Below are 13,978 nucleotides of genomic sequence, written 5' to 3' on the forward strand. Positions count from 1 at the left end.
GTCAGTGACCGCTTACTGGCAGGTCCCCCGACCAGCCAAGGGGCCCAGGCTTGGCCGCTTCCAGCTGGACCAGGCTGATGGCCCGCTCCCAGAAGCCGCCTTCGCAATAGGCAAAGTAGAAGTGCCACAGCCGGATGAAATCCTGGCTGTAGCCGAGCCTCGGCAGCTCAGGAGCCAGCGCCAGAAAGCGCTCGCACCAGTGCGCCAGGGTGCGGGCGTAATGGTGGCCGTGATCGTGCAGCCGCACCAGCTGCATGTCGGTCTCGCGGGCCAGCAAGCCCGCCATCTGGGAGACGCTCGGCAGGCAGCCGCCGGGGAAGATGTAACGCTGGATGAAATCGACCCCGCGCAGATACTGGGCGTGGCGCTGATCGGCTATGGTGATGGCCTGAATGAGCAGGCGACCACCGGGTTTGAGCAGGCGCGACAACTGGCGGAAATAGTCCGGCAGGAAGGCATGGCCCACCGCCTCTATCATCTCGATGGAGACCAGCTTGTCGAAGGTTCCCTCCAGCTTGCGGTAATCCTCCAGCAGCAAGGTAATGCGATCGTCGAGCCCCTCCCGCGCAATCCACTCCTTTGCGTAGTCGTGCTGGGCCCGGGAGATGGTCGTCGTGGTCACCCGGCAGCCGTAGTGGCGAGCGGCATAAATGGCCAGCCCGCCCCAGCCGGTGCCTATCTCCAGCAGGTGATCGTCAGGCCCCAACTCCAGCCGCTCGCAGATGGTGCGCAGCTTGGCCTGTTGTGCCTGCTCCAGGCTTGCGTCGGCACTCGGATAGATGGCACTCGAATACTGCATATGGCCATCGAGAAAGCCCTGATAGAGGGTATTGCCGAGATCATAGTGGGCGGCGATGTTGGATCTCGAGCCTGTCAGGGTATTGCGGTTGAGCCAGTGGCGCGCCTTGTTGAAGGGGAAACTCAGCCAACTGAGCCGCCGCTCCAGACTGTCGAGCAGCGTCAGGTTGCGGGCCAACAGCCGCACCAGCGCCACCGGATCCGGGCTGGTCCAGAGCCCCTCCACCCAGGTTTCACCGGCGGCTATGCTGCCCCCCAGCAGCAGACGGCGATAGAAGGCCGGATCCTGCACCACCACTTCCGCGTGCAGATCGGTGCCCGCCACGCCGAAGCTGTGGCGCTCGCTGCCATCCCGCAGCAGCAGTTGACCATGCTCGAGACGCCCCAGCAGAGTCAGCAGCAGTTGCCTCGCGCCTTTGTCGATAAAAGAGGCAGAGAGGGTTGATTGCACAAGTTCCATTAGCGGCTCTCCGGATGAGTGAAGATGGGGGTTCGTTTGATAAAAAGACGCAGGGCCTGCCAGTAGATCCCGAGCAGCACCTTCAGGGTCATCCAGGGCCAGCGGGCGAGCAGCGCCACCAGCCCCTTGCGCGACAGCGGCTCACGGCGGAGCGCCAGGGTGGCGTCAAACAGCTTGGCCTCGCCGGACCTGGGATGACTCTCGATATGGATCAGCGTCTCCTGCCCCGGCGGGCGAATACGCCAGTGGTAGCGCATCGCCAACCCCATGAAGGGGGAGACGTGAAAATCCTTGTCGTGGGGCGCCAGCGCCGCCAGATCCAGCAGGTAGTAGTGACGCTCGTTCCAGGGGGTGTTCGACACCTCGGCCAGCAGGTAACGCGCCTCCCCCTGCCGGTAGCAGAAGTAGAAATTGACCGGGCTGAAATAGAAGCCCAGGCAGCGTACATTGCCGAGCAGCAAGACGCGCCCGTCCGGCTCGGCCGCGCCGCCAAGCTCGGTCACCTTGTCCCACACCGCCTGTTTGAGGCTTCCCTCGCGGCCTTTGAGGTAATCATTGCGGTGAAAGGAGAGCAGCCCGGCCCGCTCCACGGCGAACCAGCGCCCCTGGCCGAGGCTCGGCAGCTCGTCCAGATCCAGCCCCAGCATGAAGAGGCTGTAGGAGAAGGCATGAGCGCGCGGTGCGAAGCGACGATGGCGCACCGAGCCCTGCCAGATGGCGCTGACAGTCTGAGCCATGGCGGCAGTGCTCATAGCTCGGCTCCGAAGCGTCTGGCCACGTCCAGCGCGCTGCGCACCCCGTCCTCGTGAAAGCCGTTGTACCAGTAGGCGCCGCAGAAATGGGTGTGCTGCTGGCCGCAGATCTCCAGCCGCGCCTGCTGCGCCTGGATGGATGCCTGATTGAACACAGGGTGGTGATAGACGAAGCGGCGCAGCACCTTGCTCTCGTCCACCTTGCCCCTGGGATTGAGGCTGACGCAGAAGGGCACTGGCGAGTTAACCCCCTGCAGAATATTCATGTTGTAGCTCACCAGTGGCCGCGCCTCGTCGCTGCCATCGAGCTGATAGTTCCAGCTGGCCCAGGCCTTGCGGCGAGTGGGCAGGCAGCTGGCATCGGTATGCAGCCAGACGTCATTGGCCTGATAGGCCATGTCGCCCAGAATCGCCTGTTCCCGCTCGCTGACATCCTGCAACAGGGCCAGCGCCTGATCGCTGTGGCAGGCGAGGATCACCTCGTCAAACTGCTCCTCGCCATAGCGGCTCTGGATCGACACCCCCTCGGCCTGCCGCCGGATCCCCTGCACCGGACAGGCGAGGCGGATCTGCGGCTGCCAGCCTGCGGTGAGCGGGCCTATGTACTCCCGCGAGCCGCCCGGGATCACGTACCACTGGGGACGGTTGGCCACATCGAGCAGGCCGTGGTTGGCAAAAAAGCGCAGGAAGAAGGCCAGCGGAAAGGCACGCATGTCCGCCAGGGTGGAGGACCAGATGGCCGCTCCCATGGGCAGAATGTAGTGGCGGGCGAAGTAGTCGCTAAAGTCCCCCACCAGCAAGAAGTCCCCCAGGGTCAGCGCAGGACACTCGCCATGTCGTTGGCCGTCGGCCAGCCAGGCACGGGCCTCCCGGTTGAAGCGCAGTATCTCGGCCACGAAGCGGTAAAAACGCGGGCTCAGCAGATTGCTGCGCTGGGCAAACAGGGTGTTGAGATTGTGACCGTTGTACTCGAGCCCCTGCGGGCTCTTCACCGAAAAGCTCATCTCGGCCGGCTGGCGCGCCACGCCGATCCGCTCAAGCAGCTTCAGGAAGTTGGGGTAGGTGCGATCGTTGAACACTATAAAACCTGTGTCGATGGCATAGCTGCGACCGGCCAGGCTGACATCGACGGTGGCGGTATGACCCCCCAGGGTGGGGGCCGCCTCGAACAGGGTGATGTCGTGGCGCTTGTGGAGCAGAAAACCGGCGGTAAGCCCGGAGATACCCGAGCCGACGATGGCGATTTTTTTCTTCATGAAGGGCGTCCTTTCGAAACAAGCGTGCTGCCAAGCCGCAGCCAGAGTCCCACCGGCAGTGCGCCAAGCAGGCGCAGCAACCAGATGAAGCGGCGGGGAAAGTGGATCTGGTGACGACCGGCCGCCAGTCCGCTCAGGATGGCGCGAGAGGCCTGCTCCACCGTCACCAGGCAGGGCATGGGAAAATCATTTTGGGCGGTGAGCGGCGTCTGCACAAAGCCGGGGCGGATCAGGGTCACGGCTATGCCCCTGGCCCTGAGATCGAGACGCAGGGTATCGGCCAGATAGTCGAGGGCCGCCTTGGAGGCACCATAGGCTTCGGCCCTTGGCAGCGGCAACCAGCTCACCGAGGAGCCGACGATGGCGAGCCGGGCACCCCGTTCCAGCAGCGGCAGGAAGGTGGCCAGCGCCTGGCCGGTAGCGATGAGGTTGGTCTCGATCACCCGGGCAAACAGCTCGCCATCGAACCCCTCAGCCAGATCCATGTATTCGCAGCTACCGGCATTGAGGATCAGCAGATCCAGCGGCGGCAGGCTGGCCGCCACCTCTGCCATGGCAGCCGCATCCCGGCCATCAAACTGCAAGGGGGTGATGCCGTGGCGACCCAATGCCAGCAGCCGATCGCCATCGCGGCCGCAGCCCCACACCTGCCAGCCCGCCTGCCGATAATCGAGTGCCAGCTGGCGGCCCAGCCCGGAGCTGGCCCCCGTGATCAGCACACGTCCGCTCATGATCCCAGCCTCCCCTTGATGGTGCGCACCAGGGATCCGAGCAGCGGCAACTGCTCGTAGAGCATGGCGCCGAGATCGAAGTAATCGCGATGCAGACACACCTTGTCTGCGGCGTCGAACTCAAGCCGGGTCGCCCCCTCCACAGTGACGGGCCGCCCTCCGCCGAGCCTTGGGTGGGAGAAGGTCATGACCCAGCTTATCCAGGCCTCGCGACCCTGTTGCTGCTGGCTGATGATCTCGAAGCGACAGTCGGCGAGACGCTGATACAGAGCAGCAAAATAGTCGGTGAGCGCCGTCAGCCCCTCGATACGGTGGGCCGGATCGATGAAGATCACCTGCTCGGCATAGACGTCCGGCAAGCGATGCAACTGCTGCTTGTCCAGTTGCTGGTAAAGGGCAATAAAGCGGGCCAGCGGCGCGTTCATCCTATTTCTCCAGGTGTCGAAACATCTCGATGGCTCTCACCCGGGCGACGGCGTGATCCACCATGGGTGCCGGATATCCCCTTTCCCCCTTGAGTCGCAACCAGTCATGGGGCTGGTGCACATAGGCGGCGGGGACATCGGCAAGTTCAGTTACCCAGGTACGGATAAAGTCTCCTTGTGGATCAAATCGTTGTCCCTGAGTAGTGGGATTGAACACCCGAAAGTAGGGGGCCGCATCGGCGCCCGTACCCGCCGCCCACTGCCAGCCGCCGTTGTTGGCCGCCAGATCCCCGTCAATCAGCTGGCTCATGAAGTAATCCTCCCCGAGCCGCCAGTGGATGTGCAGATCCTTGGTCAGAAAGCTCGCCACTATCATCCGCAGCCGGTTGTGCATCCAGCCGGTGGCGTTGAGGCAGCGCATGGCCGCATCGACGATGGGATAGCCGGTGCGCCCCTCGCACCAGGCGGCCAAGGCCTCCGGATCCCAGCCCCAGGGCAAGGCGGCTGTCTCGGGTTTGAACGGCAGGTTCATGGAGAGGGTCGGCACCAGCACCAGCAGGTGGCGATAGAAGTCGCGCCAGACAAGCTCGTTGAGCCAGACGAAACCGGGCTGTGCCTTGGATTGGGGCCGATAACCGAGCCTCTGCTGCAGCGCTCCTACGCACTGGCGCGGGCTTATGATGCCAGCAGCCAGATAAGGCGAGAGGATGGAGGTGCCCGCCTGAGCCGGAAAGTCCCGGGTCTCGCCATAGTCGAGCACCGCCTGTTCCAGAAAAGCGTGCAGACGGCGAACGGCTTCCGCCTCCCCCACGGGCCAACGGGGATCAGCCGTCAGCTCACCCAATGCTTCATCAACCCACTCCCGCTCTGCCAGAGGCTGCCACGACAGCGGCTCGCCCCGTGGCGCGGGGGCTCGGTGAATGACGAAGCCATCCTCCTCCAGCGCCTTGAGCCAGGCGCGGCTGAAGGGGGTGAATACCTTGAACATCTCACCCGAACCGGTCAGCACACGCCCCGGCGGCAGCACGCAGCAGCCGTTGAACCAGTGGCAACTTGCCTCCTGCTCCGCCAGCGCGGCGCTGACGGCACGGTCACGGCGCTGTTCATCGATTTCGATGGCCTGATTGGCGTAGAGATGAGTGACACCCAGCTGCCGGCTCAGGGCCGCCAGCGCCGCCGGCAGCTCGGCAAAGGTCTCCACCCGCAACAGATGGAGCTGGATGCCGAGGGCCGCCAGCTCTCGGCCCAGCGCATCGACCTGCGCCAGCATAAAGCGCTGACGGATGGGGGCCATCTTGTGTTGTCGCCACTGGATCGGGGAAATGACAAACAGGGCGGCTACCTCCCCCGTCTCGGCGCAAGCGTGTCGCAAGGCCGGGTTGTCGGCGAGGCGCAAATCATTGCGAAACCAGACCAGCTTCATGGGGTCTTGCTCCCGCGCACGGCGCCGCCACGGGCTGCCGGTTGGTCCAAAGAAACCTGTGCAAGGGTGGGCTGCCAGCCGTGGGCCGTCAGCCAATCCGCGTCATAGAGGCGCCCCAGCTCGCCAAACAAGCGGGTGCCCGTCGGCCAGCCGGTGGCCAGATCCTGCTTGCCAAGCCCGGCCCCCAGCAGCACCAGCCAGGGAGTGGTCGCCCGCCCCTCCAGCAGGGCGAGGTGGCGCGGCTCGACCGCCCCCAGCAGCTGCACCTCATAACCCTGGCCGATCAGCTCGTAGGCAGACCAGACCAGATCGAGGGGGCCGACCTGGCCCCAGCTCGCCAAGGTGATCGGCACGCCCTTCTCCTGCTCGATCAGGTGGCGGGCGAAGCGGGTATGAAGCCAGCCCAGCCACACCTGTTGCAGCAGCTCGCCATCGGGCCGCTCGCGCCACAGGCCGAGCAACTGCGCCACCAGGGGTTGCAGCACCCGGCTGCGCACCAGCTCGAACGGGTAGCTCGCCAGCAGGTCATTCAGTTGCGCCTCCACCTTGCGCTGGCTGAGGGCGAGCACCGCCTGGCATAGCTGCTCCAGGGTCTGCTGCCAGTGATCGCTCACCAGCTGGGATTGGGGCTCGCTCAGCAATCCCTTGACCTGGCCTATGCTCACCCCCCGCTCCAGCCAACTCAGGATCTCGCCTATCTGGCGGATATCCTGCTCGCTGTAGAGGCGGTGCCCCTTCTCGGTGCGGGCCGGCTGCACCAGCCCGTAGCGGCGCTGCCAGGCGCGCAGGGTCACGGCATTGACGCCGGTGAGGCGGGAGACCTCGCGAATGGGGTAAATTCCCTCATCCGGTCTGGTGGCATCATCTTGTGGTAAATCTGACATGGCTAATTCCATTCAACAGGGTATGGGCGCCCCGGCCCTGATGCGGGCCCGGGGTCACAAAGCAGGGATCAGAGCCCGTAACGCAATTTCAGCGTATCGGGGGGCAGGTCCAGATAGACCTTGCGCGACCAGATAGGCGCCAGGGCCACGAAGCTGGACTCAGAGCCCGTAACGCAATTTCAGCGTATCGGGGTGCGGATTGAGATAGACCTGCTGCGCCAGATAGGGATTGGGGTATTCCCGCAGGTAGTGGCGGATCAGGGTCAGCGGCACCAGCAAGGGGAAGATGCCGGTGCGGTACTTGTCTATGGTGTCGGCCAGCTCCTGCTTCTGGGACGGAGTCAGTACCCGCTTGAAGTAACCCTGCAGGTGCATCAGCACATTGGTGTGGCTGCGTCGATTGGCACGCAGGGTCAGGGCCGCCATCAATCCCTTGATGTAGCTGTCGGCCACCTGCTGCAGGTTCGCCTTGCCGAGGTTGCCCAGCAGCTTGCCGAGCGCCCGATACTGGGGGGTGGCATGGGAGAGCACCAGATACTTGTAGCGGGAGTGAAAACGGATGAGCGCCGCGGCGCTGAGCCCCTGGGCGCAGAGCTGCTGCCAGTCGTGGTAGGCGAAGACCCGCAGCACGAAGTTTTCCCGCAAAATGGGGTCGCACAGGCGGCCATCTTCTTCCACCGGCAGCAGGGGGTTGGCCTCCATCAGCGCCTTGGCGAACAGGCCTATCCCCTCCTTGGCACTCCCCTCGTTGTTGGCGCCGTAGATGCGCACCCGCTCCATGCCGCAGCTGGGGGATTTGGCGCAGAGGATGTAACCGGAGATGAAGTCGAGCTGACGGGCCTTCTGCTCGCTGAAGGCGATCAGTTGCTCGGTGACATCGAAGCTGCCGTTGCTCGCCTCGGCGCGGATCTCGCCATGGCGCTTGACCAGCCGGATGGCGGCGCGCGGCGCCCCCAGGCCGATGGCCATCTCGGGACAGACAGGGTGGTAATCGAAGTGAGCGCCAAGATCCCGTTCGCAGAAGCTGGAGCGCTTGTGGCCCCCGTCGAACCGCACTTCCTGTCCCAGCAGGCAGGCACTGATACCGACTTTAATCTTGTACATGTTGACGCCCCTTGTATAAGCCTGAGTTCAGTTATAGCAGTTATACAAAGAAATGAAAGTTGTATAACTATTGCGGACTGATACGGCACAAGGGCGAAAACAGGATCACCAGAAAATGAAAAAGCCCATGACAGACGTCATGGGCAAAAATGAAGACACTACAGGAAACAGGATTAGAAGCTGTACTTCACACCCAGGCTGGAGATGGAACCCTGTTGCAGGTCCCACTTGCGATAGGTGTAATCGGCGGTGAGGGCCAGGTTCTGGCTCACCTTGTAGGCGGCGCCCACTTTGAAATCGTGCATGTCGTCGGTCATGTTGGCGTAGCGGTAGCCGGTGGAGAGCTCGACGGCGCCGATGTCGTAACGCAGGCCCACTTCACCGTACATGCTGCCGCTGTTCTTGCGGGTGATCAGATCCCAGCCGCTGTCCTTCACGTTGGCAGCCACCTGACGCTCCATGGTGTAACCCATCAGGCCCGCTTCACCATACAGGTTCAGACCGGTACTGAGCGGGGTGTAGACACCCAGGCCCAGGCTGGAGAGGCCCATGCTGTCGTTGCCATCGTTGCGGGAGGTGAATTCACTGCCCAGACGGCCGTAGAAGTTGGAACCGAAGCTCTTGGAGAGATCCAGGCTCAGGCCGCCGAAGTCGCGGTTGTTGCCCTCTTTGCCACCGATGTAATCGGACTTGGTGTGTGCCCAGGTCAGGCCGCCCTTGGCGTAGCTGAAGGCATCCTGTGCCAGAGCAGAAGTAGAAGCGAAACCGGCCAGAACCAGAACAGAAAGTGCCACTTTTTTCATTTTGATGACTCCACGTGTTGAGCTAGTTGAGACCTAGCTGGAATGGAACCATTGTGCCGAGCAGGAGGGGGAATGCCGAGCGGCAAGCTGTTGCCAAATCATGTCAGATGTAAGCAACTGTTGCTGGCGGTTACCGGATTAACAATTGAACCCAAACAGGCTCGGTGATGGAGCCTGTTTGGCAGCTGGTGTCTGTGTGGCGAGGGGTTAGCGGAACTCCACTTCCTCAATCTCGACCCGCACCAGGGGCTTGCCGGTCAGACCGGCCGGGCGCGGCATCTCCAGCACCAGGGAGGGACGCTGCTGGCCCTTGCGCAGGTAGGACTCCGGCAGGCGGTTCTCGCCCACCCAGAAACGGGCCTCCTGCTTGACCAGCTGGGCACCCTGCTCGCTGAACAGGGTGACGCTGCCGCGCACCCGCACCACGCTGCGGCTGCCCGTGTTGCTCACCATGAATTGCAGCGACAGGGGATCCGAGCCCTCAATCTTGTCGAGCTTGACGCTTATCCCGTCCTTGACCGCCTGGGCCAGCAGATCCGGATTGGTCATCGCCTGCTCGGTCAGCACGGGGACGGCCACCGCGCCCGTGACCACCTCACCGCTCGCCGTCGGCTTGATCAGCAGGTATTCCCAGGTGAAGTCATCGTTGAGCTGCACCTGGCGGCCATCCGGCAGGGTGACCTGGGTCAGGGGCGCAGCCTGTGCCAGCAAGGGCGACAGACAGAGGGCAACCAGCAGGCGGGACAAGGGTTTCATAGGGTGATGGCTCGGCGTCGATGGAAAAGGGCGTCAGTATAAAGAGTCGGCCCCGACTTGCCTATGACCCGACTCACGTTCTTGCCCTCTGCCGCCGCCATCAGCAAGCCAGCTCCTGCCGATCCTCCTCCTGCACCATGTCCAGCGTCACCAGATCGAACTCTGTGCTCTTGAGGGCATTGAGAATGTCCGGTTGCAGGTCGAATGCCTGGGCACGCAGCCGCAGCGGTACGCGCACCCGTGCCAGTGTGGTCGCCTGATCCGAAAGGGTATGAAAGAACACCTGCGCCTCCTCCAGCCCCATGTCGGCCAGCATCTGCTCTGCCATGTCCACCATGCGCAGATGGCGCTTGTCCACCAGCTCGGGATCGGAGAAGCGACGGCTCAGGCAGCCATGGGCGCTCTTGCCCCAGCGCCCCAGCTGCCGTTTGTTGAAGCCGTAACGAAAGTCCCTGTGGGTCATGCCCTGCTTGGCAAACAGCCAGAGGGTGTTGGCCGGCAGGCTGCCGAAGCGGCGCAAATACTCCTGCAACTCCTCGACCGGGGCGGGCAGCAGCATGGGCAGATGGCTCCAGTCGGTTTCGAGCGCGGTGAGATGGCAGATGTAGCGTACCGGGTCTATCACCTCGTTGAGGTGACGCAGGTGATCGCAGAAGATCATCTCGTCGGTCTTGATGACTCTCTGCTCTATGCCGTAGCGCTGGCAGTAGCGTTTGGCCCGCGCCACCTCCTTGCGGCTGCGAGTCGGGCTGTCCAGGGTGAGGGCCCGGATCCTGACCCCGCTGGCGCGGCACAAATCCATGCTGTAGCAGGATTCCAGTCGGCCGGAGAAGGAGACCACCAGTTCGCCGTAGCTGGCCAGGGTCTCGACAAGCTGCTGCTCCCTGGCCTGAAAGGTCTGATCGTATCCTCGATTCAGCACAACTATATTGGCATCCATAACGACAACACCGGATGATGAATTGGTCGCCATTGTGCCGCAACAATCCTGAATAAACCCTTAAAGGAGAGGGATAAATCAGAATTTAATGATCATCTCCTGCCAATTACCCTCATTTTCATCCTGTTGCGCATCATAAATCCGCAGTTTCGCCTGATGCACCTGATGGGCCCGCAAAAAACCCTCCGCCTGCTCGAGGGAGCCGAACGTCAGCCTGCCCTCCTCGCTGTCGGTGAGGCACTGCATCTCGCCGTCGACCTCGACACAGAGCTGGTAACCGCTGCCATCCAGGCAGGCGATCAGCAGGCCGGCATCCGGATAGTGACTCAACCAATTGCGAAACCGGCCATGCTCCATAACGTCTCCTTGAGCACTCCAGACTGTCGGCTCAACCGGGCAGATAGCCCAGCGACAGCAGCTGCTGACGACAGCTGGGCACATCGGTAAACACCAGCCCCCCGATCCCCAGCGCCTGCGCGGCAGCCACGTTGGCGGGGCTGTCATCGATGAACAGGCACTCGTCGGCCTTCAGGTCGAACGACACCAGCAGATAGCGATAAATATCCGGCTCCGGCTTCATCATACGTACCCGCGCCGACACCACCTTGCCGCTGAAGAAGCGCCAGAATGCGTGCTGCTCCAGCCAGTCGATGCTGGCATGACCCATGTTGGAGAGCGCATAGAGGCGGTGGCCCGCCCCGTGCAGCGTCTCTATCAGGGTCAGCATAGCGGGATCCGGCAGGAGCGATGCGGGCACCGCCTGCAAAATGGCGAGATTCTGGGCCGCAGGCAGGCCGGTGCGCCCCTGCGCCTGGCGGGCCATGGTGTGCAGCGACAGGGTGCCGCGGTCCACCTCCAGCCAGTCCGGGTGGTTGAACAGCCGCTCCGCCAGCGCCTCGGCGTCGTCAGGCCCTAGCACCGAGCGCACTATGGCCACCGGATCCCAGCTCACCACCACCCGTCCCAGATCGAAAATAATCGCCATTGTGACCTCCTCCTGATGCCTCTGCCTCCGGGCCAATCGCCGCCACATGGCGCTTGAACAGCCCGTCTGCACACGCCAATACCCTGCCCCGTTCGCCTCCCACGGGCAAGTTTTACTTGCATCCAGCGCCCAAATCCCTTAATGGTTATGACGATATTTTCAGGACCAGACCCATGCACGCACCATTCCTCTTTGCTTTCTCGTTTATCCGGCCCACATGAGGGAAGGCCCTGTCGTCGCATGAACAGAAAGTAAAGACGAATCGAGCCTCCCCTAGCGGAGGCTTTTTTTTGCAGCTACCACACTCGATTATTTGGATAGGGAACCACCATGGCTACGCTCGACGAGATCAGACAAGACATCACCCGCTTGGATCAGGAGCTGCTTGCCCTGCTGGCCAAGCGCAAGACCCTCAGCATAGAGGTCGCCCGTGCCAAGCAGGCCAATCCCCGTCCCATCCGCGACACCCAGCGCGAGCAGGATCTGCTGGTCGCCCTGATCCAGAAAGGGCGAGTGCTGGGGCTGGATGCCCAGTACATCACCCGCATCTATCACACCATCATCGAAGATTCCGTGCTCTCCCAGCAGGCCTATCTGCAGAGCCTGCTCAACCCGGAGCAGCAGGAGCCCATGACCAGCGTCGCCTATCTGGGCCCGCGTGGTTCCTACTCCAGCCTGGCGGCTCGCAAGTATCTGGCCCGCTACAAGGATCAGGTGATAGAGGTGAACTGCCAGAACTTTCGCGAGGTGCTGGATGCGGTGGAATCGGGCCGTGCCGCCTTCGGCGTGCTGCCCATAGAGAACACCAGCTCGGGCTCCATCAACGAGGTGTATGACGTGATGCAGCACACCAGCCTCTCTATCGTCGGTGAGCTGACCTACCCCATAGAGCACTGCATCCTGACCGCAGTGCCGACCGAGCTGGGCCGCATCAAGACCTTCTATGCCCACCCCCAGGTGTTCCAGCAGTGCTCCCACTACCTGAGCAAGCTGGAAGGGGCGCGCCACGAGATCTGCGACTCCTCCTCCAGCGCCATGATGAAGGTCAAGGAGCTGGCAAGCCCGGAGGCGGCGGCGATCGGCAGCGCGGCTGGCGGTGAGCTGTACGGACTGGACGTGCTGGCCGAGCAGCTCGCCAACCAAAAGGAGAACTACAGCCGCTTCATCGTAGTGGCGCGCAAGCCCATCGACGTGGCGCCGCAAATTCCGGCCAAGACCACCCTCATCATGTCCACCTCCCAGAAGCCCGGCTCCCTGGTGGAGGCGCTGCTGGTGCTGCGCAACAACGAGATCAACATGACCAAGCTGGAATCCCGGCCGGTGCAGGGCAACCCCTGGGAAGAGATGTTCTATCTGGATGTGTCCGCCAACCTGCAGACCCCGGCCATGCAGGCCGCGCTGATGGAGCTGACCAAGATCACCCGCTACATCAAGGTGCTGGGCTGCTACCCGAGCGAAGACGTCAAGCCGACCACAGTGCCGCCGGTACTGATGGGCAACTGACCGTTTTTGCCAACAAAAAAGGCGAACATCATGTTCGCCTTTTGTTTTTCTGCCTCGCCGTCAGAACTGACCGGCCATCAACTGGTTGATGTTGTAGAGGGCGCGGGTATCGAGCTCCATCTCGGTGGCATAGGTATTACCACGGGGATAGGAGGCCACCACCCGGGCGCCACGCACCATGCCAGCCACGGACACGTCCAGCGAGTTGGAGGTCTGGGTCAAATCCTTGTAGCTGCTCTGGCCCCGCACCTGCTGGCCATTGAGCTGCTCCGCCAGTTCGCGGTAGGCATCCATCTTGGAGGCGCGAATGGCCTGCAACATCTTCTCGGACTGGGACGGCCCCGGCTGTATGTCGATCACCGCGTAACCCACTGCCTTGAGCACCGGAAAGTCATCGGGCTTGTTGTTGCCGCCGCCGTAGTTGACCACCCGATTGCCACCGCTGCACGCGGTCAGCAGCAGGACCAGCAGGCATCCGAACAGGATCTTCATTGCGCTCACTCCTTGTCAGGGGGTCAGATTGACCAGATGGCCGCCGGGACGAGCCTGGCTGTCGCGCATCAGGTAACCACGATTGATGGATGCCCGGCCAAACGAGTTGTTGGCGCCGAACAGATATTGTTGCGGGATCAGGCTCTGGGCCGTGGTCTCCACCATCTTGGTCCGCAGATCTATGATGCGGGCATTGACCAGGATCCCCTTGCCATTGCGGCTGAAGGTACCGGTCAGGATGCGGGAGATGGGCAGCCGGGGGGAGAGATCCCGGTAGTTGCGGCTCATCACGAAATCACCCTGCGGGGTCACCTTGATGCTGCCGGTCATCTTGAAATCCACCACAACTTCCCCGCGCCGGTTCAGCTCGTAGATAAAGCTCTCCTCGATCTGCTGCCCCATCCAGTTGGTGTCCTGCAGGGTATCGAGATCGACAAAGGAGGAGACGGCGATGGGCTCGGTCAGGGTGGTGAGCGACTTGCGCTCCATCAGCTGATCGGTCATGCGCGCCACCAGCCAGTTGAGCTCCATGCCAGCAGCGGCCTGGCGAGGATCACCCTGTTCCCGGTTGATGGGGTCGGAACCACAGCTGGTCAGAGCCAGCGCGAGGGCCAACGCCGTGAAGAGTTTGTTCATGGATACCTTTCCTGTATCTGCACCTGATTC

General features: G+C 62.7%; 16 protein-coding genes and 1 other annotated feature. Of the genes, 1 reads left to right on the forward strand and 15 read right to left on the reverse strand.

From position 1 onward, the window contains the following. Position 1: 1 nt before the first annotated feature. The 13 genes from CK910_RS23140 to CK910_RS23200 all read right to left on the reverse strand — a co-directional run bounded on the left by CK910_RS23140 (position 2) and on the right by CK910_RS23200 (position 11,317). On the reverse strand, positions 2 to 1,258 hold the full coding sequence (locus CK910_RS23140) for an SAM-dependent methyltransferase (RefSeq protein ID WP_098984870.1): 1,257 nt from the start codon (positions 1,256 to 1,258) through the stop codon (positions 2 to 4). After that, positions 1,258 to 2,010: a DUF1365 domain-containing protein gene (locus CK910_RS23145; protein WP_043134390.1), complete on the reverse strand. Its 753-nt coding sequence runs from the start codon at positions 2,008 to 2,010 to the stop codon at positions 1,258 to 1,260. The genes CK910_RS23140 and CK910_RS23145 overlap by 1 nt, the downstream gene beginning before the upstream one ends. Beyond that, positions 2,007 to 3,266: an NAD(P)/FAD-dependent oxidoreductase gene (locus CK910_RS23150; RefSeq protein WP_098984872.1), complete on the reverse strand. Its 1,260-nt coding sequence runs from the start codon at positions 3,264 to 3,266 to the stop codon at positions 2,007 to 2,009. Before CK910_RS23150 ends, CK910_RS23145 begins: the two co-directional genes overlap by 4 nt. Continuing rightward, positions 3,263 to 3,997: an SDR family NAD(P)-dependent oxidoreductase gene (locus CK910_RS23155; protein ID WP_172955408.1), complete on the reverse strand. Its 735-nt coding sequence runs from the start codon at positions 3,995 to 3,997 to the stop codon at positions 3,263 to 3,265. Before CK910_RS23155 ends, CK910_RS23150 begins: the two co-directional genes overlap by 4 nt. Further along, on the reverse strand, positions 3,994 to 4,422 hold the full coding sequence (locus tag CK910_RS23160) for a nuclear transport factor 2 family protein (protein ID WP_098984874.1): 429 nt from the start codon (positions 4,420 to 4,422) through the stop codon (positions 3,994 to 3,996). Before CK910_RS23160 ends, CK910_RS23155 begins: the two co-directional genes overlap by 4 nt. A gap of 1 nt (position 4,423) precedes the next feature. Further along, complete coding sequence (gene phrB / locus CK910_RS23165) at positions 4,424 to 5,845, reverse strand: deoxyribodipyrimidine photo-lyase (RefSeq protein WP_098984876.1); 1,422 nt, start codon at positions 5,843 to 5,845, stop codon at positions 4,424 to 4,426. Then, complete coding sequence (locus tag CK910_RS23170; protein ID WP_098984878.1) at positions 5,842 to 6,729, reverse strand: MerR family transcriptional regulator; 888 nt, start codon at positions 6,727 to 6,729, stop codon at positions 5,842 to 5,844. Before CK910_RS23170 ends, phrB begins: the two co-directional genes overlap by 4 nt. 159 nt (positions 6,730 to 6,888) lie before the next feature. Next, on the reverse strand, positions 6,889 to 7,833 hold the full coding sequence (locus CK910_RS23175) for a YbgA family protein (protein ID WP_098984879.1): 945 nt from the start codon (positions 7,831 to 7,833) through the stop codon (positions 6,889 to 6,891). Between the two features lie 173 nt (positions 7,834 to 8,006). After that, positions 8,007 to 8,636, reverse strand: a complete 630-nt coding sequence (locus CK910_RS23180; protein WP_098984881.1) for an outer membrane beta-barrel protein — start codon at positions 8,634 to 8,636, stop codon at positions 8,007 to 8,009. Between the two features lie 207 nt (positions 8,637 to 8,843). Further along, positions 8,844 to 9,392 (reverse strand): DUF3157 family protein, encoded by a 549-nt coding sequence (locus CK910_RS23185; protein ID WP_098984883.1) that lies wholly within the window; start codon positions 9,390 to 9,392, stop codon positions 8,844 to 8,846. Between the two features lie 100 nt (positions 9,393 to 9,492). Then, a complete protein-coding gene (locus CK910_RS23190; RefSeq protein WP_043554728.1) occupies positions 9,493 to 10,365 on the reverse strand; it encodes a hypothetical protein in 873 nt (290 codons plus the stop codon). A 45-nt stretch (positions 10,366 to 10,410) separates the two neighbouring features. Beyond that, positions 10,411 to 10,689 carry a DUF6482 family protein gene (locus CK910_RS23195; RefSeq protein WP_043134374.1) on the reverse strand — a complete coding sequence of 93 codons (279 nt, stop codon included), beginning with the start codon at positions 10,687 to 10,689 and terminating at the stop codon, positions 10,411 to 10,413. Positions 10,690 to 10,720: 31 nt separating this feature from the next. After that, positions 10,721 to 11,317, reverse strand: a complete 597-nt coding sequence (locus CK910_RS23200; RefSeq protein ID WP_098984885.1) for an HAD family hydrolase — start codon at positions 11,315 to 11,317, stop codon at positions 10,721 to 10,723. 169 nt (positions 11,318 to 11,486) lie between these two features. Next, positions 11,487 to 11,609: a sequence feature (Phe leader region), on the forward strand. A gap of 38 nt (positions 11,610 to 11,647) precedes the next feature. On the opposite strand from CK910_RS23200, the gene pheA reads away from it, so the two are divergent. Then, positions 11,648 to 12,820 (forward strand): prephenate dehydratase, encoded by a 1,173-nt coding sequence (gene pheA, locus CK910_RS23205; protein WP_043139906.1) that lies wholly within the window; start codon positions 11,648 to 11,650, stop codon positions 12,818 to 12,820. A 60-nt stretch (positions 12,821 to 12,880) separates the two neighbouring features. Here the strand turns inward: pheA and CK910_RS23210 are convergent, their stop codons facing one another. Both CK910_RS23210 and CK910_RS23215 read right to left on the reverse strand, forming a co-directional pair. Continuing rightward, positions 12,881 to 13,312, reverse strand: coding sequence for an LPP20 family lipoprotein (locus CK910_RS23210; RefSeq protein WP_043139908.1), 432 nt, complete (start codon positions 13,310 to 13,312; stop codon positions 12,881 to 12,883). 15 nt (positions 13,313 to 13,327) lie between these two features. After that, positions 13,328 to 13,948, reverse strand: a complete 621-nt coding sequence (locus tag CK910_RS23215) for a FlgO family outer membrane protein (RefSeq protein WP_043139910.1) — start codon at positions 13,946 to 13,948, stop codon at positions 13,328 to 13,330. Positions 13,949 to 13,978 lie beyond the last annotated feature (30 nt).

The organism is Aeromonas sp. CA23, from assembly GCF_002587065.1.
In the GTDB taxonomy this organism is placed as follows: Bacteria; Pseudomonadota; Gammaproteobacteria; order Enterobacterales; family Aeromonadaceae; genus Aeromonas; species Aeromonas bestiarum.